Genomic DNA, 24,791 nt, shown 5'->3' with positions numbered 1-24,791 from the left:
GACCGATGCTGTTTCGCCGCCTTCCCCTGCCCGTCGAGGTGCCCGGCACCCTGTGGCTGCATTCAATGCCCGGCCGCATGGAGCCCTGGGACCGCTTCCTGAACGATATGCGCCGCGCCAAGCTGAGCCTGGTGATGTGCCTGAACCCGCTGGACGAGGTGGCCCAGCTCTCGCCCGAGTACCACAAGGCCATCACCCTGGGCCGGGTGCCTTTCCGCTGGCTGCACCTGCCGATGCGCGATATGGGCCTGGCCACCGACGCGGCCAGCTTCCGCGAGGGCGTGGACCAGCTGAGCCAGGCGCTGCGCCTGGGTGACCATGCGCTGCTGCACTGCGCCGCCGGCATAGGCCGCACCGGCACGGTCGCCGCCTGCGTGCTGAAGCGCCTGGGCGTGCCGACCGAGCAGGCTTTGCTGCAGGTGCGCCAGGCGGGAGGCAATCCGCAGACGGCGGCGCAGTCGGGTCTTATCGAGCAGTTCTAGGCTGGACGAATGCGATAGACGCAGCGTCGTGCGCCGGCCAGCAGATGCTCGCTGCGTTCGACCGTCACGGAGTCGCCCAGGCAGTTCTGGAACAACTCCAGCTCCGACTGGCAGAAGCCCTGGCAGCTGCTGGCGGCGGCGCAGATCGGGCAGTGGTCCTCGATCAACAGCCAGGCCTTGCCCTCCCGTTCCGCCCGAGCCATATAGCCCTCCTCGGCGCGTTTTCGAGCCAGCCCCTGCACCCGCTGTGCCAAGGTCTTGGCGCCGGCCAAGCCGGCCTCATAGGCGGCTTGCGCGTCGGACTGGCGCTGGTTGATCAGCGCCTGCAGCGCCTGCGGGCCCAGCAGCGCGCTGACCTGAGCGATCAGCTGCACGGCCAGCTCGCCATGGCGGTCCGGGAAGCGGGCATGGCCGGCCTCGGTCAGCTGCCACAAGCGTGCCGGCCGACCTACGCCGTGGGCCTCCTCGTGCGAGGCCACCAGGCCCGCGCCCTCAAGCGCCAGCAGTTGCTTGCGTGCCCCCATGGCGCTGAGTCCACAGGCCTCGGCCACCACCTGGGCGCCCTGGGGGCCACGGCTCTTCAGCGTGTAGAGGATCTGGTCGCTGGTGTTGTTCATGCGTTGCTGGCCACAGCCGCCAAGGTCGGTGATGTTGGCACATCGCGCGCCAGGCGCAGCAGGCTCCAGGCCGCCCACAGGCTGCAGCCGCCGCCGACCGCCATGATCCAGCGCGTGTCCAGCAGGCTCAGGGCCCCGCCCACCAGCGCCGTCACCACATTGGCCAGATAGAAGATCACCGTCAAGAGGCCCATCACCCGGCCCTGGCCGTGGTGGGCAAAGCGCTCCGACACCCAGGCCGGCAGCACCGCGTTGTACAGCGCCAGCGGCAGGCCCATGGCGATGATCACCAGCAGGCCCGCCGTGCCGGGCAGCAGGGCCAGACCGAACAGCCCGGTCGCGGCCACGAGCGCGCAGGCGCTGGCGCGGCGCAGTGCATGGCCCCGCGCCGAGAAGGCGTCGAAGCGTCCGACCAGCATGCTGGCCAGCGACATCACCAGGCACAGGCCCGCCGTCACCCAGGCAATGCCGAGGCTGCCCAGGTCGGCGTTCTCCAGCAGCCACAGCGGGTAAAACTCGTAGCAAGTGGTCAGGCCCAGGGTATAGGCCAGCTGCAACGCGAACAGGCGGGCCAGCAGCCGGTCCTGGCGCAGCAGGCCCAGCGCCTGGTGCTGCATCGCCTGCTGCAGCAGGCCGCCGGTCGCTGCCGCCGGCCGGCCATGCGTCTCCGGCAGGGCCCGCCAGATCACCAGCAGACAGGGCAGCAGGGCCAGGCCCGCCAGCACAAAGGGCACCGGCTCACCCAGCGGCAGGGTCAGGCCGCCCAGCAGCGGGCCGAGCAGCCAGCCGGCGTAGTTGCTGGCATTGAGCCAGGCAAAGGAACGGGTGCGGTCGAGCACAGGGTGCAGATCGGCCAGCACCGCGCGCGCCACCGCCAGATTGCCCTCGGTCAGACCGGTCAGAAAGCGCGCGCCGACAAACAGCGCGTACCAACGCTGATCCAGCGCCCAGGCACCGAGCAGGCTGCTCAGCACCGTCAGCGACAGCGTCCACAGCAGCGTGCGGCGCCGGCCGTGACGGTCGGACAGCGGGCCGATGAACAGGCTGCCTATCAGAATGCCCAGCGGATTGGCCGCCAGCGCGATGCCCATCAAGAGCTTGGGCGGCAGGCCCATGAAGTGGGTGAAGCCGTCCGCCGCGCCCTGCACGAAGATCGGCGCGAGGATGGGGTAAGGCATGGCCATGCCTATGGTGCTCATCATCGAGATGGCGCAGACAACCCACAGCAGCGTGCGCGGCCGGGTCATCGCTGTGCCCCCAGGACCAGATCACTGGCCACCTGCTGGTACGGCGGCCGGCCGTAGTGCAGGAACTCCTCATGGCAGCTGTGGCTGAGCTTGATCACATGGTCGTCGTCCTGAGCCGCGGCCAGGGCGAAGATCTCGGGCCAGCTCAGCGGAGCGCCCGATAGGGTCGGCGCCTGCAGCAGAGGTGCACCGACCGCAGCATAGGCGGTGCTGAAGGCCAGCCAGAGGGCCAGGTCTTGCTGTGGCGTGGCCAGCTGCGGGCAGTGCATCAGCAGCACGCGCCGCGCATGCAGCATGGTCACCATATGCAGCACGGTGAAGTTGCGCGTCTGCGCGTAGAGCTGCAGGGCCACATCGGCCATTGCCGCCATCAGTTCCCGCCCGCGCAACTCCGGCAGGCTCAGCGCCTGCGTCAGCCGTGGGTCGGCGGCGGCTGCCCGCAGGGCCGCGGTGATGGCACCGGTCACCTCGTGAGCTCCGCCCAGGCCCTGATGAATGCGCTCCAGCGCGGCCGGCACCGAGCGCACGGTGGGTGCATCGTCCAGGCTCAGGTCCAGCGGCAGATGAGCGACCACCAGGCTGGCCAGACCGGCACCAATCTCGCCGGCATGGCGGGCCTCCAGACCGTAGGCCACTCGTATTAAGGCATGAAAGGCATTCGTCGCCACCCCGTTGCCCAGCTCGGCCCAGACCTCGGCGACCACGGCCGGTGCGCCTTCCTGTGCCACCCGCTCGGCAAAGCCGCGGCTGAGCGGCTCGAAGGCCCGCGCCTGGCCGCGCCATTCGGTCCACTGCCGAGCCTGCGCGGCAGGGGGCGCATCGACATGAGGCAGTGCCTTGTGCTGCGCCCAGAGGTCGAAATAGGCTTGCAGCCGGGTCGCCGTGGCGCCCATGCGCTGCAGCGCGATCAAGGCCATCGGCAGGTGGTTGGTGGTGCCGCGTGCGGCCAGGCCGAAGGCCTGGTTGCGGTCCAGCAGCCGTTCGAGTGTCGGCAGGGTCGGGTGGGTGTCGGTCACGATATCGGGCTCGGATTGGCGTACCGTGATTGTGCTTCAGGGACTTAATTAATAATCCAATAGTGTATTTATTGGAATGGTCTTGTCACAACTATAGTGAGCACCTTCCCCTACCGGAGACCCCGATGCGCATCCGCGACTGCCACTGGCAACAGATCGAAAGCCATCTGCGAAACGACGACCGCGTCGTGCTGCCGCTGGGCAGCGTCGAGCAGCATGCCTGGCTGTCGCTGGCCGTCGATGCCATCCTCAGCGAAGAGGTGGCGGTGGCCGCGGCCGAGCCGCTGGGCGTGCCGGTCTACCCGGCCCAGCCCTATGGCTACACGCCCACCTATGTGGCCTTTCCGGGCACGATGAGCCTGCGGCTGGAGACCCTGCTGGCGGTGATGGGCGACCTGATCGCCTCGCTGCACCACCATGGCTTTCGGCGCGTGCTGATCGTCAATGGCCACGGCGGTAACCAGCCGGTGGCCGGCCTGCTGCAGCAGCTGATGGCCGAGCACAGGGGCCTGCAGCTCAAGTGGCACAACTGGTGGGCGGCGCCACGCACGATGGCCTTTGTGCGCGAGCAGGACCCGCAGGCCTCGCATGCCTCGTGGATGGAGAACTTCCGCAGCACGCGCCTGCCCGGCGTCGAGCTGCCCTCCTCGCCCAAGCCGCCGGTGGACTATGCGCGCATGGCGCTGATGGACCCGCAGGCCAAGCGCACCTACCTCGGCGACGGCTGCTACGGCGGCCACTACCAGCAGCCCGATGCGGTGATGGACGCACTGTGGGCCATTGCCGTCGCGGAGACGCGAGCCCAGCTCGAGGGTCCGTGGCTGCCGTAACAACGCTGTAACAAGGCCGGAACTCCCCCCACGTTTGAAGCAATACGGGGGATTGTTCGCGCCGCGGTCGCGACCTATTCTTTCGCTGCGTTGATGCCAAACCCCCTCAAATCGGGGGGTCTGGCACGCAGCGTGGAGTCTCGCGAGGCCTCTCCCAAGTTTGCACCCCAGCCGAGTCCGGATGTTCGCATCCAGGAGCGGGCGCGGGTATGCGCCGTAACCCAAGGAGGTCGATGATGAAAGCAAGCAACTGGTGGCAGCGCCTTTGGCGTCCACTGCTGGCCCTGGCCCTGTGCGCCGCGGCACACAGCCCGACATGGGCGTTCAAGGTGGACATGTACGCGATCGGCAACTGGAGTGCCGGCGATTGCGACACCAATCCGGATGACAACCGCCCCTCATGGCCGGGCATGGCCCAGGCCTGGTACGACCGCATGGGCGTGCAGGGCCACACCAAGACCGGCAAGTTCGTTGACGGCAATATGAATCTGTCACGCTTCTGCACCGGCGCCGGCTGCGCCGACTCGTCCTGGATAGACTGGCCCGACGCAGCCATGATCGCCGTCCACGGCTATGACTATGGCGGTGGCGGCGGCGGTGGCTGGGGCGGACTGATGCGCATGAAGTGGAACGGCAAGTGCGGCACCCAGTTCGGTGGTCTGAGCCCCAATATGTTTGTCGGCGACCACAATCTGAAGATCCTGCATGCCTCGTCCTGCGTCAGCGCCAACGACGACTATCTGCCCAATCTGCGCAAGTCGATGAACAACGGCGGCGCCAAGAAGCTGCATATGTTCACCGGCTTCCATGGCTGCATGTGGATCTCGTCGAGCTACAACAACGATTACAAGCAGACCGCCATTGATGGTCAGTGGGGCGGCATCGCCAACTCCTGGGTGAAGAACCACTACAAGAAGTTCGGCTGTGCCTGGTGGGACCCGTTCAACTGGTACAAGACCTGCACCGAGCAATGTCCGGTGGCCTACACCATAGGCAGCAGCTCCTCGGCGGCGCTGACGCGGCTGTACTACGAGAGCTACGGCAATGCCCTGGCCTTCGGCTCGCCGGGCGGCTCCAGTTGGTATGCCTGGATGGGCTATCGCGGCTGCAAGCCGGCCTGCGTGGATCACGCCTTCAATCCCTGACATCGGCAACTGCCGGACCGCCGCACCGCTTTGATGCGGGCCCCTGCCCTGCCCGGTTTCCATGTGCCGAGCCGCGACCCAGCCTACGGGCCAGGCCCCGCTCGAACCACACGCCGTTCAAGCAAAGGAATTCGTCATGAAACGACTGTGTCACGCCCTCACCCTCGCGGCCCTGGCCGCCCTGGGTGCCATCACACCCGCCCAGGCCCAGACCCGCGGACCGTTGAGCATGGAAGAGATACGCGAACTGGTGCGCCAGACGCTGCCGCCCATCGTCACCGAACAGGGCACGACGGGCATCCTGATCGGCCTGCTGCGCGAGGCCAAGCTGGATACCGACCGGCCGCTGTCCAGGGCCTTCAATCCGGCCGAGGTCTCCAAGGCGGTGTTCGGCCGCACGCTGCCGAGCAAGGACCCGCTGTGCAACCAGCCGCTGACCAATACCGGTGATGTCGACGAGGATGAGTGCAACTCAAGCTCGGGGGCACCCAATGGCGATGGCGCCTTCACCGCGCTGAGCTTCAGCAAGCGCATCCATCTGGGCAATATCACCATCCTCAAGCGCCCTGCGCGCAAGGAGATCACGCCCACCAACCTACCCGATGTGAAGCTGGATGAAAAGGCCGCCTATATCGGCGCCATGAAGTTCGCGACCGAGACGCTGGGCATGTCCAAGATGGAGATTCCCACGCCTCCCGCAGACGCGCCGTTGCCGGTCAACACACTGACCCTGGGCTTTGGTGAGGAAGGCCGTCAGACCGGTGAGATCGCCCTGATGCGCATGGTGCACATCAAGCGCGCGGCCGAGCTGCCCAAGGGTATTCCGATGCCTAGCACCGCTGGCAATCCCGGCGCAGCGGCCGCTCCCCCCGAGCTGATGCATGTGCTGCTGCCCGGCGAGGCTACCTTCATGCTGGACGACAAGGGCGTTCAAGGCGCACGGGTCGAAGGCTGGCTGTCCATGCCCATAGACCCCAAGCTGGACCCGAAGCTGGGCAAGTCCAGCGACGAGTTGATCGAGGAGATCGCCCAGGACCTGTTCGCTCATGGCGGCCGCAAGATCGCCCGGCTGTCCTACAGCTTTGCGTTCGCGCAGGGGTCGAATCCGAACCCGGAAGACCCCAACTCGCCGCAGTGCGCGCGCTGCGGCGGCGTGCTGCGGCCGGTGCTGCGTGTGGCCTTGTATGCGATCGACGCCAGAAACCCGCTGCAGGGCGAAGTGGCAACACCTGGCCTGGTGCACGACTTCGATCTGGCCGGCGGTGAAGAGGCGCCGCGCCTGATGCTGCAGTAGCTCCGGCGGAGCGGCCTCCAGGGCCGCGCCGGCCGACGATTCCAAGAACGATGCCAACGATGGCTTGACCCAGAAGGAGTGTTCCCATGAGGAAGTCTTATCGCTATGTCCGCCTGTTGAGTGCCGCTGCCGCGGCGCTGGCATTGGCCGTTCCGCTGGCGACCCAGGCGGTCGTGATACAGAACGACTTCAATGACGGCAGCGGCGATCTGGCCAATATCAGCTATGGCGCGGCCCAGGACGGCATGATCTTCCAGCTCAACGCCCTGCTCTATCCCGGCCTGGGCCTGACCACCCAGCAGGCGCAGTTGCGTACCTTCACGCTGACGGACCTGAAGTTCGGCTTCACCGTCAGCGGTGATGGCAGCGGGCTGCTGGACCTGCGCTACACGCTCACCAATACCGGCGTGGACGCGCGCGACGACCTGCGCTTCATGGTCGTGCTCGGTGCCGACGCCAACCCCGGCACCCTCCAGGAGTCGGTGGCGGAGAGCTGGAAACCGGCCGTGGCCGGCGATCCGACGCGGCGCGAGACCATTCTGTACGACCCGGCCCTCTCGCTCAACAACAAGTGGATTGCCAGCAATGGCGCCACCGGACCGGAAGGCAGCGGCGTGCCTGCCGCCTGCGGCCTGCTGAATGGTTGCGATGCCTTTGTCGGCCTGCAATGGGATCTGGCGAGCTTGAAGCCGGGCGAAACCTGGAGCATCCATGTGGGTCTGTCGGACGATGGGCAGGCACTGTCGTCGCGGTTCTTCACGTTGACCGCTGACCCCACCGGCGGCGTCAACAACAGCATGACCTTCTCGGGGCAGGCGATGGTGGTTCCCGAAGCCTCCAGCTATCTGATGATGCTGGCAGGCTTGGGTGTGCTGGGCTTGGGTCGCCGGCGCCGCTTGAGCTAGACGGCGGATCGGTCGCGTTCAGGCCTACCAGACGGTGGGCCTGAATTCGTCGTGCCTGGCAATCAGCGGCACAAAGGGCATATGCCGCTCCCGCCAGGCCAGGAACTGAGGCACCGGCATCGGCCGGGCGATCAGATAGCCCTGGGCATAGTCGCAGCCCAGGGCCTGCAGCAGGTCCCATTCCTCGGCCGTCTCGCAGCCCTCGGCCACCACCGGCATGCCCATCACATGGGCCAGGCCGATGGTGGCGCGCAGCAGCGCCTCGCCGTCGGTGCCGGCGCGCACACCACTGACAAAGGCGCGGTCTATCTTCAGCTCGGTGACCGGCATCTTCTGCAGATAGGCCAGTGATGAGTAACCGGTGCCGAAGTCGTCGATGGACAGGCTCAGGCCGCCATCGACCAGGGCCCGCATGACCTTCAAGGTGGTCGAAGGGTCGTCCATGGCCGCGCTCTCGGTCACCTCCAGGCGCACATCCTCGGCCCGCGCACCGGTTTCGCGCAACAGCTGGAACACACGCTGTGCAAAGCCCTGGTCGCGCAGATCGAAGGTGGAGACGTTGACCGAGACCTGGATCTGCAAGCCCTCGCGCCGCCATTCGACGGTGTGCCGCATCGCCGCCCGCAGCACCCAATGCGTGAGCATGCTGATGCGCCCGGTCTGCTCGGCAAAGGGGATGAACTGGAACGGCGGCACCATGCCTCGCTCCGGGTGCTGCCAGCGCACCAGGGCCTCGGCGCTGCGCACCGAGCCATCGTGCAGGCAGACCTTGGGCTGCAGATAGAGCAGCAGCTCGTCCTGCTCCACGGCTCGCTTGAGTTCGGACAGCAGGGTCAGGTCGGCCGGCCGCACCGTCTCCAGCTCGGGCGCGTAGACCGTCCATCCAGACAGCCGCTTGCGATCGGCATACATGGCCGTTTCGGCATTGCGCATCAGGGCCGTCATCGTCTCGCCGCCATCGGGCGGCAGGGCCACGCCGATCGACAGCGACACGTCGACCCATTGGTCATAGACGCTCAGGGGCGTGGCAAAGGCCTTCTCCAGTTGGGCCCTCAGCACCGGCAGGCGGCCGACGTCGCTGCACAGCATGCAGAACTGGTCGGCATGGGTGCGGCCCAGGAACTGATGCGGCAGCTCCGCCAGGCGCTGGGCCGTGGCCAGCAGCACGGCGTCGCCCAGCTCATTGCCCAGTGCATCGTTGATCGCCTTGAAGCGGTTGATATTGAGCATCAGCACGGCCGGCAGTCGGCCCTCCTGCTGGATGCGCAGCTCCTCGCCCTCGATGCGCAGCCGCTCGCGGTTGGGCAGACCGGTGAGCGTGTCCACATAGGCGCCGATCAGGCGCGCTTCGTTGCGCTCCTGCTCCAGCTGCAACCGGGCACGCTCGGTGCGTTCAAGGTCGGCCTCGATCTGTGAGCTCAACACCCGTGCCCGCGCCGCGCTGTTCTGCGTCAGCTCATAGGCCTGGCGATGGCGCTCGAGGTAGCCGTAGGCGAGCGCGAAGTCGCCCATCTGCTCATGCAGGCGCGCCTGGGCCAGATAGAGCTGTATCGGCAGGTGCAGGTCCAGCTGCTGCATGCGCTCCAGCAGACCCTCGGCCTGGGCCAGCGCCGCGCGGGCCCACTCAAGCCGGCCCAGGCACTGCTCGACCAGCCCATGGACCAGATGGGCCCGCACCTCCTCGCGCAGTCCGCTGCCGACCATGGGCAGGGCCTTGGCGATCAGCTCATGGGCCTCGTCCAGGCGGTCCAGCATCACCAGACAGTGGGCGGCGGTCGTGTGCATGGACAGCAGGCTCAGGTTCTCGTGCGCCCACTTGGCGCCGCTGAGCCAGGGCTGGAGCGCCTCCAGCGCCTGCTGCGGCCGGCCCAGGTGCAGCAGGCACTGGGTCAGATGGGCCACCACCAGCGAGGCCATCGAGGCCTGGCCCTGGTTCTCGACCAGATGGCCGGCCAGCTCGAGGTGGCGCAGCGCCGAGGCGCTGTCGCCGGCCGCATACTGGACGTAGCCCAGCTGGGCCAGTGCATGGGGCAGGCAGCCCGGGTCCGGGCACTGCTGGGCCTCGTCAAGCAGCTGGAAGTAGGCGCGCAGGGCCAGCTCGGTATGGCCCAGCCGGTCGTGGAACAGGCCGCGCAGGTTCAGCGCATCGCAGCGATCGATGGCATCGCCCTGCCGCTCCAGCGCCTCGGTGAGCGCCACCAGCCAGTCCCAGTTGTCGCGAGCCTCGCCGCGCAGCAGCGGTATGCCGGCCAGCCGGCACTCGATGCGCAGGCGCCCCAGTTCATCGCCCAGCCGGCTGAACTCGGCCAAGAGGCGGGCAAACTCGGCTTCGACGCGGTCCTGCCCCTCACGGCGGGAGCGCAGCAGGGCCAAGGTGGTGGCCGCTTCGGCGGCAGCCTGTGCGTCACCTTGGGCCTCGGCCATCCGCAGGGCACGCCGGGCCAGCGCCATGGCCTGATCAGGCGCGCTCAGCTTGGAGCAACGCGCCGCGTAGTTCAGCGAGGCCAGATCTGCACTCACTTCCATGGCCTGATGCAATCTCCAGAAGTCGATGGATGAGATCAAAACCTTGGCAATCCGGCGCGGCTTGAGCAGGCACCGGTCGCCGCAGCTTGCACCAAGATCGGCCTGAATGCAGTCGGGTCTGGCCCTAGCTCGGATGCGGCGCCGCGCATTTGCGTGAATGCTGCACGGAGCCGGCTCATGGACAATCGCGCCATGAGCACAGCCCCGGTGGACATTCTCCACGCCGACGACAGCCTGATTTTGTGCAACAAGCCCGCCGGCATGCTGGCCGTGCCCGGTCGCGGGCCGACCAAGCAGGACTGCCTGATCAGCCGCGTGCAATGGCTGCATGCCGACGCACTGATCGTCCACCGGCTGGACATGGCCACCTCGGGACTGCTGCTGCTGGCCCTTGGCGCCGAGATGCAGCGCAGGCTGAGCCGGGCATTTGCCGAACGCCGCGTGCAAAAGCGCTATGTGGCCGTGGTTCACGGCCTGCTGGCCGAGCCAGGCTCGGACTGGGCCCATATCGACCTGCCGGTCGGAGCCGACTGGCCCAACCGTCCGCGCCAGCAGGTCTGCCATGTCAACGGCAAGCCCTCGCAGACGCGCTATCGCTGTCTTGCACAGGATCGCCTGGGGCAGACCAGCCGCGTCGAGTTGGAGCCCGTCACCGGCCGCACCCACCAGTTGCGTGTGCACCTGCAGGCGCTGGGCCATCCCATTGTCGGCGACGCCTTGTATGCGGATCGGCAAGACCTGGCCCCGCGGCTGTACCTGCACGCCACCGAGCTGGCCTTGCACCACCCGGTGACGGGCGCGGCGCTGCAGTTCAGCAGCGCCGCGCCGTTCTAGCTCAGTTCTTGCGGCGCTTCACAGCGGCAAGCAGGCCCAAGCCCAGAGCCATCAGGGCATAGGTGCCGGGTTCTGGCACGGGAGCCGTGTTCAGCACGAAAGACAGGTTATCGGCATAGCCGTCGTTGTCGCTGGAGTTCAGTCGCTCCATCGACAGGATGAACTCTATCTTGGCCGTGTTGACCGGCACGAAGCCGCCGGTGGAACGGAACAGCAGGCCGGTCTGGTTGCCGCGATCGGCCGGTGTCACCGGGCCCAGTTGCGCCAGGCCCAGCGACTGGCTGCTCGCATCGAGGAAGGACACCAGCAGCAAGGCGTTGTCGCCCTGGCTGCTCCAACCGCCCAGATAGCCGCTCAATTCGAACGAGGCCTTGCCGCTGGCGAAGGCGCCGGTCAGGGCGCCAACGTCCACGGTCTGCGCACCCGCCGAGTAGGGCGAGCTCTCGCCGGCAAACATCTTGGCGCCACGGTTCACAGGGCCTGGCTCGCTGGGCTTGACCCAGTTGCTGCCATAGTCGACCGACTGGAACAGGTCGGTACCGTCGAAGCCGGTCCAGCCGCTGACGCCGGCCTCGGCATCGCCGTTGACGATCAGATTGCTGCCAAAGCCGGCCGCATGGGCACCCAGCGCGCACAGGCTCAGGGTCAGAGCGGCGGCGCCGCGAATCAGGGTAGTTTTCATGTTTGTTCCAAAGTTGTGTTGCAAAAAATGGGGCTCAGACCTGGTACTGGCTCAGCAGGGCCGGGCCCTCCATCGCCGGATCACTGATCGAGGGCTGGCCGGTTTCCAGATGTCCGGCGAAGCGGCGGCTGTAGTCCGGCTGGCCAGCCACGCGCAGGCTGAAGTCGTACCAATGGGCGCTGTCCTTCAGCGGCAGGCGAATCGTCGCCGTGGCCTGCGGAGCCAGCAGCTGGACCTTGGGTGCGACGCTGTAGTACTTGTTGGCCACCAGGCTGACGGTGCAGGTCAGGCTGCCACGGTTGCTCAACTCGACGACCAGCTCGCCGTTGACCGCATCCGGCGTCACGCGCACTTCCGGATTGGGCTGAGCGGCTGCAGCCACGCGGCGGGCATTGCCGGTGAAGTGGCGATGGAAGCCGTTCGGGCCCAGCACCCACAGGTCGTAGCTGCCGGCGGTGGTCGGCTGCCAGCTGTCGCTCAGCTGCTTGTCGGGCTCGACGGTGAAGCGACGCGGCAGCGCGGCCAGGTTCAGCCGGTCATAGACATGGAACACCGCCGCGGCCTCACCGGTATTGGCGAACTGCAGCTCGACACGGGTCGAACCGACGCGGCCCGGGTTGGGCACGATGCGCGCCGTGGCGTGCAGCTCGTAGGGCAGCGCGCGCGCCGGGCGCACGCCGGCGTTCTGCACCGGGGCGGCCAGGCTGCCGGGCACCGGTGGCGTCGTCGTGCCGGGCAGCGCGCGGGCCTTGTTGGCCAGCGCCAGCGTCTGCGGCAGCTGCTCGAAGAAGGCGCTGTCCTGCGGGTCGGCGAAATTGAAGGCCGAGCTCAGGTCACCGCAGACCGCGCGGCGCCAGGCGCTGATATTGGGCTCCATCACGCCGAAGCGCTTCTCGATGAAACGTATCACCGAGGTGTGGTCGGCCACCTCCGAATTGACCCAGCCGCCCTTGCTCCACGGCGAGATCACATACATCGGCACGCGCGGGCCCAGGCCATAAGGCTTGTGCTGGTGCGTGGCCGGTGTGCCGTTGAGGATGTGGTGGTACTCGCCGGTGGTGTCCACCGTCGATGCCCCGGCCAGCTGGGCCTTGCCCGGGTCGGCATCCCAGACCTGGTAGGACGGTGCGGCCGGCGGCGGCATATGGTCGAAGAAGCCGTCGTTCTCGTCGAAGTTGATGAACAGCACCGTCTTGCTCCAGACCTCGGGGTTGGAGGTCAGCGCATCCAGCACCTTGGCCGTGTAGTCGGCGCCCTGGGCGGGGCTGGACGGGCCTGGGTGCTCCGAACCCTCGGCCGTGGCGACCACCCAGCTGACCTGGGGCAGCTTGTTGGCCAGCACGTCTTCCTTCAGCTTGTCCAAGTCGCGGGTGCTGATGCCGCGCTCCAGCAGCTGCTGAGAATAGCCCGGGCGCTTGTACCAGCCGTCGCGGAACACGCGGAACCCGGCCAGCGAGTTGTCGGTGAAGTTGTCTGCCATGTTCTGGTAGACCTGCCAGGTGATGCCCGCGCTCTGCAGGCGTTCCGGGTAGGTCGTCCAGGTGTAGTCGTCCAGCGGGTTCTCGTTGAACCAGTCATGGCTGTTGTCGGTGGACGGGCCATTGCCCAGGCGCAGCGGGTCGTTGGTGCCGGTCCACAGCAGCAGGCGGTTGGTATTGGTGCCGGTCTGCGTCGAGCAGTGGTAGTGGTCGCAAATCGTGAAGGCATTGGCCATCGCGAACTGGAAAGGCAGATCAGCCTCGGTGAAGTGGCCCAGCGAATGGTTGTTCTTGGCCTTGGGCCAGGCATTCATGCGACCCTGGTCCCAGGCGAGCTGCGAATCGCTCCACGAGTGCGGCGTGCCCGACACGCGCATATAGGCGAAGTTCTGCACCGTGTTCAGGTGGAAGGGGGCGATGGCCACAGGGCCCGGCGACGGGCGGCCCGGCACGGCCGTCACCGCATTCGGCTGCACCCAGACATTGCGGCCGGCAATGCCGGTCTTGTTGACCACCGGCACTGGGAAGGGGTCGGCAAATCCGCGCACGCCGTTGAGCGTGCCGAAATAGTGGTCGAAGGAACGGTTCTCCTGGGTCAGCACGACGATGTGCTCGACGTCCTGGATCGTGCCGGTACGGTTGTTGGCCGAGATGGCCAGCGCCCGCTGGATCGCAGGGGGAAAGGTGGCCAGGGCGGCGGAGGCACCGGCGGCCGAGGCCACGGTGCGCAGGAAGCTGCGGCGGTCTTGTTGGCTCATGATGGACTCAGGCTTCGTTGGTGTTGGATTGACGACGGCGGGCGATGCGGCCCACGACGAACAGGCCACCGATCAGCAGCGCATAGGTCTGCGGCTCGGGCACGGCCTGGGTGAACGTGAAGTCGTCCATCGCGAACTCGCCGTGATTGGCACTCTTCACCACCACCGCATCGATCAGTCCGGCGTAGCCGCTGGCCAGAAAGCTCGGCGTGGCCGAAGGGTCGAGCACCATCGAGCTGTGCACCTTGTTGCCGTTCAGAAACAGCTCGAAGCTCAGCGTCGCGCCGCCCAGGCCGGCGAAGTAGGCTCCGTCGAAGGTGCCGGGTTGGGTGAAGCGGATCAGGCTGGTGGCGTCCTCGGCCATGAAGCCAGTGGTCACGCGGCCAAAACCCGAACTCGGCGAGTAAGGCGCGGCCGGGGTTGTAAAGACCGTCCAGCCGGCAGTCGACCAATCGAGCCCACCGTAGTTCAGCGGCAGGGTGCCGTCCTGGGTCAGGTCATCAAAGCTCAGCACGGTCGCCATGGCGCTGGGCAGCCAGGCCGCCAGGGCCGCGCCGGCCAGCAGCGCGCGAATCGAAGATTTCATAGGGGTTCACTCCTTGTTGTCAGGCACACCGAACGCAGCGGCAGGTGCGATCCCCAAATCTAGGGACAGGTCTTGACAACAACGGAGCCGCAATGGTCCGGACGGACTACAGCCGGCGGGAAACGGCAGGCGCAAAGTGCGCCTGCCGCCCGCCTGAACAGGCTTGCTACTCGCCGCGCTTCATCTTGGCGCGCTCATGGCCGGCACGGCCGATCTGCTTCCAGCGCGCCAGCTCGCGCTGGCGGTCCAGCGGCGTCTGCTGATCGCGCTGCATCTCGCGCTTGAGCTTGTGGAAATTGCGCACCCGGTCACCGGCCACCTGGGCCAGCACGGCGCAGCCCGGCTCGTTGACATGCTGGCAGTTGCGGAACCGGCATTGGCCGGCCAGCGCCTGGATGTCGGTGAAGCTGGCGCTGAGTGTCTGCACATCGGCGTCCGGTCGCAGGCTGCGCACGCCGGGCGTGTCGATCAGGCAGGCGCCCGACAGCAGCGGCAGCAGGGTGCGCGCCGTGGTCGTGTGGCGGCCCCGACTGTCATGCTCGCGCACCGGCCCCGTATCCTGCAGGCCCATGCCGGCCAGGCTATTGGTCAGCGTCGACTTGCCCGCGCCCGACGAACCCAGCAGCACCAGCGTCTGCCCCAGGCCCAGATACGGGGCCAGGTCCTGCGCCACCTCGGGGCTGCGCGCATCCAGCGCATGGACGATGACCTCCGGCGGCAGCCGCTCGCGCAGCTGGCGGGCGATGTCCACCAGCCGCTCGGAGCGCGCCCAGGCCGTGTCGCCCAGCGTGTCGAGCTTGGTCAGCACGACCACCGGCCAGACGCCGCTGCCCTGGACCAGCGCCAGATAGCGCTCCAGCCGGCGCAGGCTGAAGTCCAGGTCCAGGCCCATCACCAGCAGCGCCGTGTCCACATTGCTGACCACCGCGTGACGGCTGCCATCGGCGTCGCGGCGGTTGATGCGCGTCACCGGCGGCAGCACGGCGTGGATACAGCAGCGGTCAGGCTCTGGGGTTTGCGTCAACACCCAGTCGCCGACGGCGATGCTGGTGCCATCCAGCGCATGCTGCTTGATCAGGCGGGGCAAAGGGATGGCACTGCGTTCCGACACGCCGTCATGCACTTGCAGGCGGTCGCGGTGCACGGTGCAGACGCGCATCAGCTGCCAGTCCTGGTCGGCGAATTCGGGGGTTCGAGAAGCGAAGTCGGCAATCAATTGCTGCACGGCTTGCGCCATCGCGGCGTGCAGCCCGAGCGCGCGCAGGCGCTCGAAGTCAATGTCTATCATGATGATTCCAGCAAACGGATCACGCCCGGCGCGGCTGTGCCACGCGGGTACGGAGCGAATCGGTTGCGGTGGAGGGAGCGGACGCGAGGGCGTCGAACGCTCAGATCATCGGATCAAAGGGCGAGAAAGCGCTCGCTCAGACGGCAACCGAGGAGTAGGCAATCGGTGTGTGGCTCATATCGCTCTCCTTGGCTTGCGGTGGTGGATCAACGGCCGTTGGCTCGCTGCGAGTGGCGCAGTGTGTCAGGGTCCAGGACCGGCGGTCAAGTCCCGCAGCGGCGTTCCCGCCACACACGGGTATCGATCGCCCATGAAAAAGGCCGCAGCAAGCTGCAGCCTTTTGATCGTGCGCCTAAGCGCCCGTGGGATCTAATGAATTAGATCGCGCGGATGTTTGCAGCTTGCAGACCCTTGGGGCCTTGCTTCACTTCAAACTCGACGCGTTGGTTTTCTTGCAGGCTCTTGAAGCCGCTTTCGCCCTTGATTTCGCTGAAGTGGGCGAACAGGTCCTTACCACCGGCTTCCGGGGTAATGAAGCCGAAGCCCTTGCCATCGTCGAACCACTTGACGGTACCGGTTTGAGTTGCGCTCATGATGTATTCCTTGAAAAAATTAAAAAGACGCACGAGAAAAATCACCCGTGCGGGCAGAGACACTCAAGAAACGCAAACCGGGGAGTTCATGTACCTGGCCGACCCAGCGTGAGCTGGATGGAAGAGGAGGAAGACCTTGCAGAAACGGTCTTGGTATATCTGTGCAGCGAGTCTATACCAATTGCGTGGGCAAAACCGGGCAACTCCACAATAATTGTTGCGATACCGTAAAGAGTGCGGTTCTCGGCAGCCGCTACGATGCACAAAGGTCTGCCAAAACGGAAAGCTCCTCACCATGTCCACCGACTCCCTGTTCATTGTTACTGGCTCCTCGCGCGGCATGGGCGAAGCCATTGCCCGCCAGCTGCTACAGCCTGGTCATCGGGTGCTCGGCATCTCGCGCCAGCTCAACCCCGCCCTGACCCAGCTTGCCGAGGAACGCGGCGCCGAGCTGGAGCAATGGGCACAGGACCTGGGCGAGCCACTGGCAGCCGCGCAGCGCCTGGAAGCCTGGCTGAACGCCCTCGATGCGCGGGGCTTTGCCAGCGCCAGCCTGATCAACAACGCCGGCGTTGTCTCGACGCCGGGGCCGCTGGGGCAGTCGTCGGCGCAGGAGTTGTCGAATGCGCTGCGCGTCGGCCTGGAGTCCTGCCTGCTGCTGAGCAGTGTGTTCCTGCGCGCGACGGCCGCTTGGAGCGCCAGCCGCAAGATCCTCAATATCTCGTCCGGTCTGGGCCGGCGTGCGATGGCCGGCAGCGCCGCCTACTGCGCGGCCAAGGCCGGCATGGATCACTTCTCGCGCGCCGTCGCAATGGAAGAGGCTTCGCTGGCCAATGGGGCACGCATCGTCTCGCTGGCACCGGGCGTGATCGACACCGATATGCAGGTGCAGCTGCGCGGCAGCGATCCGGCCCGGTTCCCGGAACGCGCACGGTTCGTGGAACTCAAAGCGGCGGGGCAGCTCACAACGCCGGATGAGGCCGCAACCCAGGTGCTTCGCTATCTCGCCAGAGCCGATTTCGGCAGCAACCCGATCGGCGATGTGCGCGACGCCTGAGCAAGCTGCTAACCTTGCAATAACCGGTCGCGGCCCCATCTGACCGCAGACTGAGGCCAGGCCGGCCTCGAAACCGCCCGAGAAGGGCTTTTGGAGACTTTCAAGTGAAACATCTTTTGCTGAGTGTGTGCATTGCGCTGTCCGGTCTCGTGATCGTGCAGAGTGATGCCGAGGCCCGTCGCCTGGGCGGCGGTTCGTCAGCAGGCATGAAGCGCACCACGCCGGCCGCCACACCCGACGCCACGCCGGCCAAGCCCGCTCAGGCAGCACCTGCGCAGGCCCAGGCCGCAGCCCCGACCGCCGCTGCCGCCACGCCGCCCAAGCGCTCCTGGATGGGTCCGCTGGCCGGCCTGGCCGCCGGTCTGGGTCTGGCCGCATTGGCCAGCCACCTGGGCTTCGGCGAAGGTCTGGCCAACATCATGAGCATCTTGCTGGTGGTGATGCTGGGCGCCGTGCTGCTGGGCTTCGTGATGAAGTATCTGCGCAACAAGCGCAATGCACCGGCCGCCCAGGGCCTGCATGGCATGCAGTTTGCCAACGCCGGCTTTGGTTCCGCACAGGTGCCGCAGTCCTTCGGCAGTGGCGCTGTCACGTCGCAGACCAAACCCGACCTGATCCCGTCGATCGCCGCCACCGCAGCCCCGATAGGATTCGACAACGCCGAGTTCGAGACCATTGCCAAGCGGGTGTTCATCCGCCTGCAGGCGGCCAACGATGCCGGCGACCTGGACGATCTGCGCCGCTTCACCACACCCGAGATGTTTGCCGTGGCACGTCAGGAGTTGCTGGAGCGCCCGGGCACGCCGCAGCAAACCGATGTGGTGCAGTTGCAGGCCGCCGTGGCCGAGCATGCCGAGGAAGATGGCCGCCAGATCGTCAGCGTGCGCTTCAGCGGCCTGATTCGCGAAGTCAAGGACGCTCCGGCCGAGGCTTTCAACGAGATCTGGCATCTGGTGCGTCCGCTGGACGGCAGCCGTGAATGGGCCATCGCCGGCATTCAGCAAGCCGCCTGATCCGCGCCTGCCCCTTGAAAAGCCCGCTGTGCAGCGGGCTTTTTTTCGTCAGGAGCGCCGGCCCGTGACGACCACGCGCTGCAGTTGCACGCCACCGGTGACAACGACGCGGTCCAGTTGGACGATGCTCAGAATCGCACTGAACGGCACCGGGGCAAACTGATCCACACCTGACATGATGGAAGTGGTGACCATGACGGCACCGATTGCGCCGGCCACACGCACGGGGAAGGGGATTTTCGGGCAGGTGATCATGATGCGTTACTCCTTGATTGCCCGGGGCATGAGGCATGTCCCTGATTGCAGTTTCGTCCCTCAGGGCCCATATTTCCAGACTTTTGCGACCGGCCCGCTATGGCGGGCGACGAACTGCAATCAGGGCTATCCCGCCCCACCCCTCGGACACCGAATTCAGCCATGACCAAGCCCCTACGCTCCCTGCTGGGACAGCCGCTTCTTGCCGGCCTCCTGTCGCTGCTGCTGCCCCTGGCCACACAGGCCCAAGAGGCTGGCATGCTCAAGCCCAATGCCAATCTGGTCGCTCAGGGCATACCGGACATCCCGGCCCAACTGGTCGAGCAGGTGGGCCGCTACACGGATTTCCGCGGCCACAGCTTTGTCGACTGGCATCCGCAGAAACGGGAGATGCTGATCTCGCACCGCAAGGCCGGCGCCAACACCGTGCAGCTGTATCTGCTGCGCTCGCCGATGGCCGAGCCGGAGCAGTTGACCGACTCGGCCGACACCGTGCGCCAGGGCAGCTTCGAGCCGATCTCGGGCAAGTATGTGGTGTTCGAACGCAGCAGCGGCGGCAACGAGGCGAATCAGCTCTACCGACTGGACCTCGCGACCAAGGAGGTGACCCTGCTGACCGATCCGGCCGAGCGCCATGATCTGCAGGCCTGGCTGCACAAGAGCAGCCGGCTGCTGACGACGTCGGTGCCGCTGGACAAGACCGCCCAGGGCGGCAGCCGCGCCAGCGTGGACACCATCATCCGCCTGATGGACCCGCTGGAGCCGAAAGCGGTGCGCACCCTGGCCACCCTGCCCGGCGGCGGCTGGGGTGTCGGTGCGGCCTCACGCGACGACAAACAGGTCGCATTGACGCGCTACCTGTCCGCCAACGAATCCGAGGTCTGGCTGCTCGACCTGGCCAGCGGCAAGACGCGCCAGGTGCTGCCCGCGCCCGCAGCGGGGGCCATCAAGGCCAGCCACTTTGCCGGCGGCTTCACCACCGACAACAAGGGCCTGTACGTGGTCAGCGACCGCGCGGGCGAGTTCCGCGAACTGATGCGCTACGACCTGGCCAAGGGCAGCCTGCAGCGCCTCACCCGCCACATTCCCTGGGATGTCGACAATGCCTCGCTGAGCCACGATGGCAGGCTCGTGGCAGCGCAGCTGAATGTCGATGGCCGCAACGAGTTGCGCCTGTTCGATGGCAAGACCCTGAAGGAGCTGCCTGCGCCGGCGCTGCCCGAAGGCAGCGTGAGCAGCGCACTGTTCCATCCCAGGGCCAAGGAACTGGCGCTGGCGACCAATGGCAGCAAGGGGCCCAGCCAGATCTACACGCTGAGCACCGCCGGCGGCAAGCTGGAGCAATGGACCCAGGCCTATGCCCCGCCGGGTGTGGACATGAGCAGCTTCCCGCCGCAGCAGATCGTGCGCTGGAAGAGCTTCGACGGCCAGACCATCTCCGGCCTGCTGAGCACGCCGCCGGCCCGCTTCACCGGCAAGCGGCCGGTGATGGTGTTGATACACGGCGGCCCCGAGGGGCAGGCCACGGTGGGTTTCCTGAACCGCTACAACTACTACGTCAATGAGCTGGGCATCGCCCTGCTGCAGCCCAATGTGCGGGGCTCCAGCGGCTATGGCAAGACCTTTCTGAGCCTCGACGATGGCTACAAGCGCGAAGACTCGGTCAAGGACATCGGCGCATTGTTCGACTGGATCGCCACCCAGCCGAACCTGGATGCCTCGCGGGTGCTGGTCACCGGAGGCAGCTACGGCGGCTATATGTCGCTGGCGGTCAGCACGCACTACGCCGACCGCATCGCCGGCGCCATCGACGTGGTGGGCATTTCCAACTTCGTGAGCTTCCTGCAGAACACCGAAAGCTACCGCCGCGACCTGCGCCGTGTCGAATATGGCGACGAGCGGGACCCGACGATGCGCGCCTTCCTGCAGAAGATCTCGCCGCTGAACAATGCCGGCAAGATCACCAAGCCGCTGTTCGTTGTGCAGGGCAAGAACGATCCGCGCGTGCCCTTCACCGAGGCCGAGCAGATCGTGGCCAAGGCGCGCGAGAACAAGACGCCGGTCTGGTATCTGCGCGCCGAGAACGAGGGCCACGGCTTTGCGCGCAAGGAGAACGCTGACTTCCAGTTCTACGCCACCATCCTGTTCCTGCAGCAGACCTTGCTGAAGTAGTACAGGCATCAAGAAAAAAGGGCCGCAATTTGCGGCCCTTCTTGTTGATGTCCGGGTTTCAGCGCCGGTCAATCTTTGGTGCCTGGTCTGGCACCTCGCGCACCTCGACGTCAACGACTTCGCCGGCAGTCGCCGCGGGGCGCCGGGCCGCATTCGGGAAACCCCACTGGCGGCCCGGGGGCATGCCGAAGCGCGGCATCACGATCACCGGCTTGCGGCCGCGCAGCAGGCTCCACAGCAGGAACAGCGCGCCGGCAATCAGGCCGGCCAGCAACAGGCTCAGCATGAAGATGAAGCCGGCCACGGCCAGCACCATCTTCAAGACCAAGGAAACGATCTGCGTCACAACGTTCATCTCAATTCTTTCAATCGATCATTCGGGTCCAACTAGCCACGCCCGACAAAAGGCATCTTCGTCGCCATCACCGTCATGAACTGCACATTGGCCTCCAGCGGCAAGCCGGCCATATAGAGCACCGCACTGGCCGCATGTTGCACATCCATCACCGCTTCGACGGCAATCTCGCCATTCGCCTGCCGCACGCCCCTGGCCATCGGCGCAGCCATCTCGGTCAGGGCATTGCCGATATCGATCTGTCCGCAGGCGATGTCAAAGGCCCGGCCATCCAGCGACAAAGCCTTGGTCAGACCGGTGATCGCGTGTTTGGTTGCAGTGTAGGGAGCCGAATTCGGGCGAGGCGCATGGGCCGAGACCGAGCCGTTGTTGATGATGCGGCCGCCCCGGGGCGATTGGCGCTTCATCAGCCGGAAAGCCGCCTGGGCACACAGAAAGCTGCCGGTCAGATTGACATCGACGACGCTCTGCCACTGGGCCAGTGTCAGCTCGTCGAGCGGCACAGCCGGGGCGGACACGCCGGCATTGTTGAACAAGAGATCGAGCCGACCGAAGCGCGCATGGACCTGCTCGAACAGCGCCTTGACGGCGCCCTCCTGGCTGACGTCGGCCGTCAGCGCCAGGCAGCGCTCGGCCCCCGGCCCGGCCCGCTGCGCGGTCTCCAGCAGCAGCGCCTCGCGCCGCCCGACCAGCACCACCGTCCAGCCGGCGTGCAGCAAACTCAGTGCCACCGCGCGCCCCACGCCAGTGCCGGCGCCGGTGACCATGGCGATCTTGGAATCCGTTGTCATGCAAGTTCCCGGTTGATGAACTTGGATGATAGAGCCCGACTGGCCGTCAGGAGGACCCGCGTTCGCGGGAATAGCTCAGTATCCGCCCCTTGTAGGCCTCTTGCGCCAGCCCGGGCAGCACGGTCACCTTGCGCTCGCTCAGGCCATAGCCCAGCGCCCGCATATGGCGGCTGAACTCGGGCCGGTTGCCGCGGTTCGGGTCGACGATCACGACCTCGCAGCAGGGCTCGGCATGCTGCTCGATGAAGGCCGCCAAGAGGGCCGGCAGATCGCGTTCGTAGAGCAGGTCGCTGCCGATGATCAGGTCGAAGCGCCCCAGCAGCGGGTTGTGCCGGCGCCAGTTGCCGTCCAGGTAGTTGAGCACCGGCAGGTTGTTGAGCACCGCGTTCCGGGCCAGAAAATCGCCGGCCAGCGGGTGGCAGTCGCTGGCCGTCACCAGACCCAGCCGCTGCTGCACCACCAGGCTGGCCAGAGCCAGGCCGCAGCCGACCTCCAGCACCTTCAGCCCCTCGAAGCTGCGCAGCTGCATCTCGGCCGCCAACACCCGGGCCGAGGGCCAGACCAGGCCGAACAGCGGCCAGGCCGCCGAGGAAATGCCGGCACGCTCGGCCACGCCCAGCGGATCGTGGAACTGCTGACGATCGAGCAGGGAGCGGATGTGCAGCGGCAGGCCGCCCACATCGATATCGCCATGCTTGACGAGGTAGCCCGGTGGGGCGGGGTTGGGGCTGGACGCCGGCATGGGGGCTGTTCTCTCTAAGACATCGGAGGTCCGATCGAACAGGCATCGCGCTCGGCAGGAGCGGCCATGCAGGGGCGACAAGCGCGTGGCCGGCAGCAGTTACCGGCTGGCGCAGCATAACAGTCGGCAATATCAGCAGACCTGGGTGGCGGACTTGACCTGGGCGCAGGCCAGGGCCGCGGTGCTGCCGCCATTGGACTGGCCGACCACCACCACACGGGGCAGTTGGCGAACCTGCGCAGCGGCCTTGGCCTGCAGGCTCTGGCCACTGACCACCACCCGGGGCAGTTGCTCGACGCGCGGTGCGGCGGCCTGGGCCAGCCCGGCGCCCAGCAGGGCGACCACGATGGGCAGGGCGAACAGGACGGCGGGCAGATAGCGGGTTTGGCGGGTGGTGTTCATGGTGGGCTCCTTGGCTTGACTTGTCTTCTGATGGACGAAGTGTCAGGCCTAGGGTTACCACCTACCAGCGGCTTGCGACGAGCTGCCTTTTTATCGCTGTGAATTGCGGTTTACCCCGATGATCGGTCACACCAGCGCGCCATATACCAGGGCCCGGAACAGCTGCCGGTAGTGGACGCGCTGATTCGGCGCCTGGGTCAGCAGCAGGGCGAACAGATCCTGGGCCGGGTCCACCCAGAAGCTGGTGCCGGCCACGCCGCTCCAGAAGAAGGTGCCAACGCTGCCGGGCACCGGCGCCCTGCCCGCCTCCCTGCGCACCGCAAAACCCAGGCCGAAACCATGGCCGGGGTCCAGCAGGCCGGGATCCTGGGGCATATCACCGATATGGTCTGCCGTCATGAAAGCCAGCGTGTGGGGTGAGAGCAGGCGCACGCCGTCGAGCTCGCCGCCATTGCGCAGCATCTGCACGAAGCGGGCATAGTCCAAGGCGCTGGAGATCAGCCCGCCGCCGCCCGACTCGAAGCGCGGCGGCTGTCGGGGGTCCAGCAACTGCACCGGCGTGCCGCTCTCCGGGCATTCGGCAAAGGGCTCGGCGATGCGGTGTTGCTGCCCGGGTGGCACGCTGAAGGCCGTGTCATGCATCTGCAGCGGCGCCAGGATCTCGCGCTGCAGGTGCACGCTCAAGGCCTCGCCAGCGATCAACTCGACCACATGGCCCAGCACGTCGGTGGCATGGCTGTAGGCCCAGTGGCGGCCGGGCTGGTGGGCCAGCGGCAGCCTGGCCAGCGCGGCGCAGAACTCGGCGTTGTCGGGATTGCCGCTCCACAGATCGGCCTGACCGTAGAGCCGCTGCACCGGCGAGTCGCCGGTGAACGCATAGGTCAGGCCGGCGCTGTGGCGCAGCAGGTCCTGCAGGGTGGCGGGCTGCTGCTGAGGCTCCAGCACAAGCGCACCGCCACGCTCCACGGCCACCTGGCTGTCGGCAAAGGCCGGGATGTAGCGGGACACCGGATCGCTGAGCAGGGCCCGGCCCTGCTCGATCAGCCTCATCATCGCGACCGAGACGATGGGCTTGGTCATCGAATAGATGCGGAACAGCGTGTCCATGGTCATCGCGTCCTCGTCGCCGGGCCGCCGCTGGCCGACCGCCTGCTGCCAGGCGACCTGGCCGCGACGGGCAATCATCAGCACGGCGCCGGGCAGGCGGCCGGCATCGACGTCACGCTGCAGTACGGCACGCAGATTCTCCAGGCGTGCGCGGCTCAGTCCGGCTTGTTCGGGGGTGCAGATAGGCAGGGTGTTGCTGAAGTGTTCGGCGCTCATGGATGACGGAATAGCGGGTGAATGCGCGTCAGCATAGGCCATAAGGCGCATCGGCCCGGCGCGGGCCCCTAGGGACAGCGCTAATCGGTGGCGATTGCAGTCGAGGTGACAATGCTCACAGCCGTTGACAACCGTCTCGCTACACAACCCAAGGAGAAGCACATGGCCAAAGGACAACAGAAGACCAACAAGGAAGCGAAGAAACCCAAGAAGGACAGCTCGCCGCCGAAGCCGATCTCCGCCGGCGCCGTGATGCCCACCATCACAACCGTGGTCGCGGACCGCAGCAAGAAGAAGAAGTAAGCATCTCAGCGGCGCCCGAGCCCGGGCGCCGCCCATCGGCCCGCCTGCGCGGGCCGGATAGCGCGAAATACACCTCGATTCCTGCCGCTATTGGCGC

25 protein-coding genes are annotated in these 24,791 nt (G+C 66.7%); 10 read left to right on the top strand and 15 right to left on the bottom strand.

Going from position 1 to position 24,791, the window contains the following annotated elements:
• The first annotated feature begins 5 nt into the window (after positions 1-5).
• Positions 6-482: a protein-tyrosine phosphatase family protein gene (locus DES47_RS15605; RefSeq protein ID WP_133701669.1), complete on the top strand. Its 477-nt coding sequence runs from the start codon at positions 6-8 to the stop codon at positions 480-482.
• Here the strand turns inward: DES47_RS15605 and DES47_RS15600 are convergent.
• From DES47_RS15600 to DES47_RS15590, 3 genes are read right to left on the bottom strand one after another with little or no spacing between them, the layout of a single operon-like run.
• On the bottom strand, positions 479-1,099 hold the full coding sequence (locus DES47_RS15600) for a helix-turn-helix transcriptional regulator (protein WP_133701668.1): 621 nt from the start codon (positions 1,097-1,099) through the stop codon (positions 479-481). The two genes, DES47_RS15605 and DES47_RS15600, sit on opposite strands and share 4 nt — an antisense overlap.
• Positions 1,096-2,346: an MFS transporter gene (locus tag DES47_RS15595; RefSeq protein WP_133701667.1), complete on the bottom strand. Its 1,251-nt coding sequence runs from the start codon at positions 2,344-2,346 to the stop codon at positions 1,096-1,098. Before DES47_RS15595 ends, DES47_RS15600 begins: the two co-directional genes overlap by 4 nt.
• On the bottom strand, positions 2,343-3,362 hold the full coding sequence (locus DES47_RS15590) for a questin oxidase family protein (RefSeq protein WP_133701666.1): 1,020 nt from the start codon (positions 3,360-3,362) through the stop codon (positions 2,343-2,345). Before DES47_RS15590 ends, DES47_RS15595 begins: the two co-directional genes overlap by 4 nt.
• Before the next feature lie 125 nt (positions 3,363-3,487).
• On the opposite strand from DES47_RS15590, the gene DES47_RS15585 reads away from it, so the two are divergent.
• The 4 genes from DES47_RS15585 to DES47_RS15570 all read left to right on the top strand — a co-directional run bounded on the left by DES47_RS15585 (position 3,488) and on the right by DES47_RS15570 (position 7,536).
• The gene (locus tag DES47_RS15585) at positions 3,488-4,192 is read left to right on the top strand and encodes a creatininase family protein (RefSeq protein WP_133701665.1); all 705 of its coding nucleotides are present in this window, start codon (positions 3,488-3,490) and stop codon (positions 4,190-4,192) included.
• A 236-nt stretch (positions 4,193-4,428) separates the two neighbouring features.
• Positions 4,429-5,337 carry a hypothetical protein gene (locus DES47_RS15580; RefSeq protein ID WP_133701664.1) on the top strand — a complete coding sequence of 303 codons (909 nt, stop codon included), beginning with the start codon at positions 4,429-4,431 and terminating at the stop codon, positions 5,335-5,337.
• A 136-nt stretch (positions 5,338-5,473) separates the two neighbouring features.
• Positions 5,474-6,631, top strand: a complete 1,158-nt coding sequence (locus tag DES47_RS15575) for a hypothetical protein (protein ID WP_133701663.1) — start codon at positions 5,474-5,476, stop codon at positions 6,629-6,631.
• 86 nt (positions 6,632-6,717) lie between these two features.
• Positions 6,718-7,536: a PEP-CTERM sorting domain-containing protein gene (locus DES47_RS15570; protein WP_133701662.1), complete on the top strand. Its 819-nt coding sequence runs from the start codon at positions 6,718-6,720 to the stop codon at positions 7,534-7,536.
• 24 nt (positions 7,537-7,560) lie between these two features.
• On the opposite strand, the gene DES47_RS15565 is transcribed toward DES47_RS15570, so the two are convergent.
• Positions 7,561-10,062: a putative bifunctional diguanylate cyclase/phosphodiesterase gene (locus DES47_RS15565; RefSeq protein WP_133701661.1), complete on the bottom strand. Its 2,502-nt coding sequence runs from the start codon at positions 10,060-10,062 to the stop codon at positions 7,561-7,563.
• A 177-nt stretch (positions 10,063-10,239) separates the two neighbouring features.
• Between DES47_RS15565 and DES47_RS15560 the strand changes: the two genes are divergently transcribed.
• On the top strand, positions 10,240-10,896 hold the full coding sequence (locus DES47_RS15560) for an RluA family pseudouridine synthase (protein WP_243748326.1): 657 nt from the start codon (positions 10,240-10,242) through the stop codon (positions 10,894-10,896).
• A gap of 1 nt (position 10,897) precedes the next feature.
• Here DES47_RS15560 and DES47_RS15555 read toward each other — a convergent pair whose 3' ends face one another.
• The 5 genes from DES47_RS15555 to DES47_RS15535 form a co-directional block, all read right to left on the bottom strand.
• Entirely contained in the window at positions 10,898-11,578 is a 681-nt protein-coding gene (locus DES47_RS15555; RefSeq protein ID WP_133701660.1) for a PEP-CTERM sorting domain-containing protein, read from the bottom strand.
• A gap of 34 nt (positions 11,579-11,612) precedes the next feature.
• Positions 11,613-13,814, bottom strand: coding sequence for a phosphocholine-specific phospholipase C (locus DES47_RS15550; protein WP_133701659.1), 2,202 nt, complete (start codon positions 13,812-13,814; stop codon positions 11,613-11,615).
• Positions 13,815-13,821: 7 nt separating this feature from the next.
• Positions 13,822-14,400 carry a PEP-CTERM sorting domain-containing protein gene (locus DES47_RS15545; protein ID WP_133701658.1) on the bottom strand — a complete coding sequence of 193 codons (579 nt, stop codon included), beginning with the start codon at positions 14,398-14,400 and terminating at the stop codon, positions 13,822-13,824.
• Between the two features lie 166 nt (positions 14,401-14,566).
• Complete coding sequence (gene rsgA, locus DES47_RS15540) at positions 14,567-15,688, bottom strand: ribosome small subunit-dependent GTPase A (RefSeq protein WP_133701657.1); 1,122 nt, start codon at positions 15,686-15,688, stop codon at positions 14,567-14,569.
• A 377-nt stretch (positions 15,689-16,065) separates the two neighbouring features.
• Positions 16,066-16,281 (bottom strand): cold-shock protein, encoded by a 216-nt coding sequence (locus DES47_RS15535; RefSeq protein WP_133701656.1) that lies wholly within the window; start codon positions 16,279-16,281, stop codon positions 16,066-16,068.
• Between the two features lie 295 nt (positions 16,282-16,576).
• Between DES47_RS15535 and DES47_RS15530 the strand changes: the two genes are divergently transcribed.
• Together DES47_RS15530 and DES47_RS15525 are read left to right on the top strand one after the other, a co-directional pair.
• Positions 16,577-17,338, top strand: coding sequence for an SDR family NAD(P)-dependent oxidoreductase (locus DES47_RS15530; protein WP_133701655.1), 762 nt, complete (start codon positions 16,577-16,579; stop codon positions 17,336-17,338).
• Positions 17,339-17,442: 104 nt separating this feature from the next.
• Positions 17,443-18,351 (top strand): Tim44 domain-containing protein, encoded by a 909-nt coding sequence (locus tag DES47_RS15525; protein ID WP_133701654.1) that lies wholly within the window; start codon positions 17,443-17,445, stop codon positions 18,349-18,351.
• Between the two features lie 48 nt (positions 18,352-18,399).
• Here the strand turns inward: DES47_RS15525 and DES47_RS15520 are convergent, their stop codons facing one another.
• Positions 18,400-18,606, bottom strand: coding sequence for a hypothetical protein (locus tag DES47_RS15520; RefSeq protein WP_133701653.1), 207 nt, complete (start codon positions 18,604-18,606; stop codon positions 18,400-18,402).
• A gap of 162 nt (positions 18,607-18,768) precedes the next feature.
• On the opposite strand from DES47_RS15520, the gene DES47_RS15515 reads away from it, so the two are divergent.
• Positions 18,769-20,778, top strand: a complete 2,010-nt coding sequence (locus DES47_RS15515) for a S9 family peptidase (RefSeq protein WP_208115025.1) — start codon at positions 18,769-18,771, stop codon at positions 20,776-20,778.
• A 58-nt stretch (positions 20,779-20,836) separates the two neighbouring features.
• On the opposite strand, the gene DES47_RS15510 is transcribed toward DES47_RS15515, so the two are convergent.
• The 5 genes from DES47_RS15510 to DES47_RS15490 form a co-directional block, all read right to left on the bottom strand.
• Entirely contained in the window at positions 20,837-21,133 is a 297-nt protein-coding gene (locus DES47_RS15510; RefSeq protein WP_133701652.1) for a hypothetical protein, read from the bottom strand.
• A gap of 32 nt (positions 21,134-21,165) precedes the next feature.
• Positions 21,166-21,924, bottom strand: a complete 759-nt coding sequence (locus DES47_RS15505; RefSeq protein WP_133701651.1) for an SDR family oxidoreductase — start codon at positions 21,922-21,924, stop codon at positions 21,166-21,168.
• Positions 21,925-21,970: 46 nt separating this feature from the next.
• Positions 21,971-22,666, bottom strand: a complete 696-nt coding sequence (locus tag DES47_RS15500) for a class I SAM-dependent methyltransferase (RefSeq protein WP_133701650.1) — start codon at positions 22,664-22,666, stop codon at positions 21,971-21,973.
• 132 nt (positions 22,667-22,798) lie between these two features.
• The gene (locus tag DES47_RS15495) at positions 22,799-23,068 is read right to left on the bottom strand and encodes a hypothetical protein (protein ID WP_133701649.1); all 270 of its coding nucleotides are present in this window, start codon (positions 23,066-23,068) and stop codon (positions 22,799-22,801) included.
• A 126-nt stretch (positions 23,069-23,194) separates the two neighbouring features.
• Positions 23,195-24,391 (bottom strand): serine hydrolase domain-containing protein, encoded by a 1,197-nt coding sequence (locus DES47_RS15490; protein ID WP_133701648.1) that lies wholly within the window; start codon positions 24,389-24,391, stop codon positions 23,195-23,197.
• 162 nt (positions 24,392-24,553) lie between these two features.
• Between DES47_RS15490 and DES47_RS28760 the strand changes: the two genes are divergently transcribed.
• Positions 24,554-24,694, top strand: coding sequence for a hypothetical protein (locus tag DES47_RS28760; protein WP_166652022.1), 141 nt, complete (start codon positions 24,554-24,556; stop codon positions 24,692-24,694).
• Positions 24,695-24,791 lie beyond the last annotated feature (97 nt).

Origin of the sequence: Roseateles toxinivorans (assembly GCF_004362525.1) — a bacterium.
GTDB classification, from domain to species: Bacteria; Pseudomonadota; Gammaproteobacteria; order Burkholderiales; family Burkholderiaceae_C; genus Paucibacter; species Paucibacter toxinivorans.
The sequence above is the reverse complement of the archived record's forward strand: the minus strand, read 5'-3'. Positions and strand labels throughout refer to the sequence as shown.

What these genes read in the sequence shown, in the direction of transcription:
- DES47_RS15605 (WP_133701669.1), top strand. Translation starts at nt 6, where the DNA reads ATGCTGTTTCGCCGCCTTCCCCTGCCCGTCGAGGTGCCCGGCACCCTG.
- DES47_RS15600 (WP_133701668.1), bottom strand. Translation starts at nt 1,099, where the DNA reads ATGAACAACACCAGCGACCAGATCCTCTACACGCTGAAGAGCCGTGGC.
- DES47_RS15595 (WP_133701667.1), bottom strand. Translation starts at nt 2,346, where the DNA reads ATGACCCGGCCGCGCACGCTGCTGTGGGTTGTCTGCGCCATCTCGATG.
- DES47_RS15585 (WP_133701665.1), top strand. Translation starts at nt 3,488, where the DNA reads ATGCGCATCCGCGACTGCCACTGGCAACAGATCGAAAGCCATCTGCGA.
- DES47_RS15580 (WP_133701664.1), top strand. Translation starts at nt 4,429, where the DNA reads ATGAAAGCAAGCAACTGGTGGCAGCGCCTTTGGCGTCCACTGCTGGCC.
- DES47_RS15575 (WP_133701663.1), top strand. Translation starts at nt 5,474, where the DNA reads ATGAAACGACTGTGTCACGCCCTCACCCTCGCGGCCCTGGCCGCCCTG.
- DES47_RS15570 (WP_133701662.1), top strand. Translation starts at nt 6,718, where the DNA reads ATGAGGAAGTCTTATCGCTATGTCCGCCTGTTGAGTGCCGCTGCCGCG.
- DES47_RS15565 (WP_133701661.1), bottom strand. Translation starts at nt 10,062, where the DNA reads ATGGAAGTGAGTGCAGATCTGGCCTCGCTGAACTACGCGGCGCGTTGC.
- DES47_RS15560 (WP_243748326.1), top strand. Translation starts at nt 10,240, where the DNA reads ATGGACAATCGCGCCATGAGCACAGCCCCGGTGGACATTCTCCACGCC.
- DES47_RS15555 (WP_133701660.1), bottom strand. Translation starts at nt 11,578, where the DNA reads ATGAAAACTACCCTGATTCGCGGCGCCGCCGCTCTGACCCTGAGCCTG.
- DES47_RS15550 (WP_133701659.1), bottom strand. Translation starts at nt 13,814, where the DNA reads ATGAGCCAACAAGACCGCCGCAGCTTCCTGCGCACCGTGGCCTCGGCC.
- DES47_RS15545 (WP_133701658.1), bottom strand. Translation starts at nt 14,400, where the DNA reads ATGAAATCTTCGATTCGCGCGCTGCTGGCCGGCGCGGCCCTGGCGGCC.
- rsgA (WP_133701657.1), bottom strand. Translation starts at nt 15,688, where the DNA reads ATGATAGACATTGACTTCGAGCGCCTGCGCGCGCTCGGGCTGCACGCC.
- DES47_RS15535 (WP_133701656.1), bottom strand. Translation starts at nt 16,281, where the DNA reads ATGAGCGCAACTCAAACCGGTACCGTCAAGTGGTTCGACGATGGCAAG.
- DES47_RS15530 (WP_133701655.1), top strand. Translation starts at nt 16,577, where the DNA reads ATGTCCACCGACTCCCTGTTCATTGTTACTGGCTCCTCGCGCGGCATG.
- DES47_RS15520 (WP_133701653.1), bottom strand. Translation starts at nt 18,606, where the DNA reads ATGATCACCTGCCCGAAAATCCCCTTCCCCGTGCGTGTGGCCGGCGCA.
- DES47_RS15515 (WP_208115025.1), top strand. Translation starts at nt 18,769, where the DNA reads ATGACCAAGCCCCTACGCTCCCTGCTGGGACAGCCGCTTCTTGCCGGC.
- DES47_RS15510 (WP_133701652.1), bottom strand. Translation starts at nt 21,133, where the DNA reads ATGAACGTTGTGACGCAGATCGTTTCCTTGGTCTTGAAGATGGTGCTG.
- DES47_RS15505 (WP_133701651.1), bottom strand. Translation starts at nt 21,924, where the DNA reads ATGACAACGGATTCCAAGATCGCCATGGTCACCGGCGCCGGCACTGGC.
- DES47_RS15500 (WP_133701650.1), bottom strand. Translation starts at nt 22,666, where the DNA reads ATGCCGGCGTCCAGCCCCAACCCCGCCCCACCGGGCTACCTCGTCAAG.
- DES47_RS15495 (WP_133701649.1), bottom strand. Translation starts at nt 23,068, where the DNA reads ATGAACACCACCCGCCAAACCCGCTATCTGCCCGCCGTCCTGTTCGCC.
- DES47_RS15490 (WP_133701648.1), bottom strand. Translation starts at nt 24,391, where the DNA reads ATGAGCGCCGAACACTTCAGCAACACCCTGCCTATCTGCACCCCCGAA.
- DES47_RS28760 (WP_166652022.1), top strand. Translation starts at nt 24,554, where the DNA reads ATGGCCAAAGGACAACAGAAGACCAACAAGGAAGCGAAGAAACCCAAG.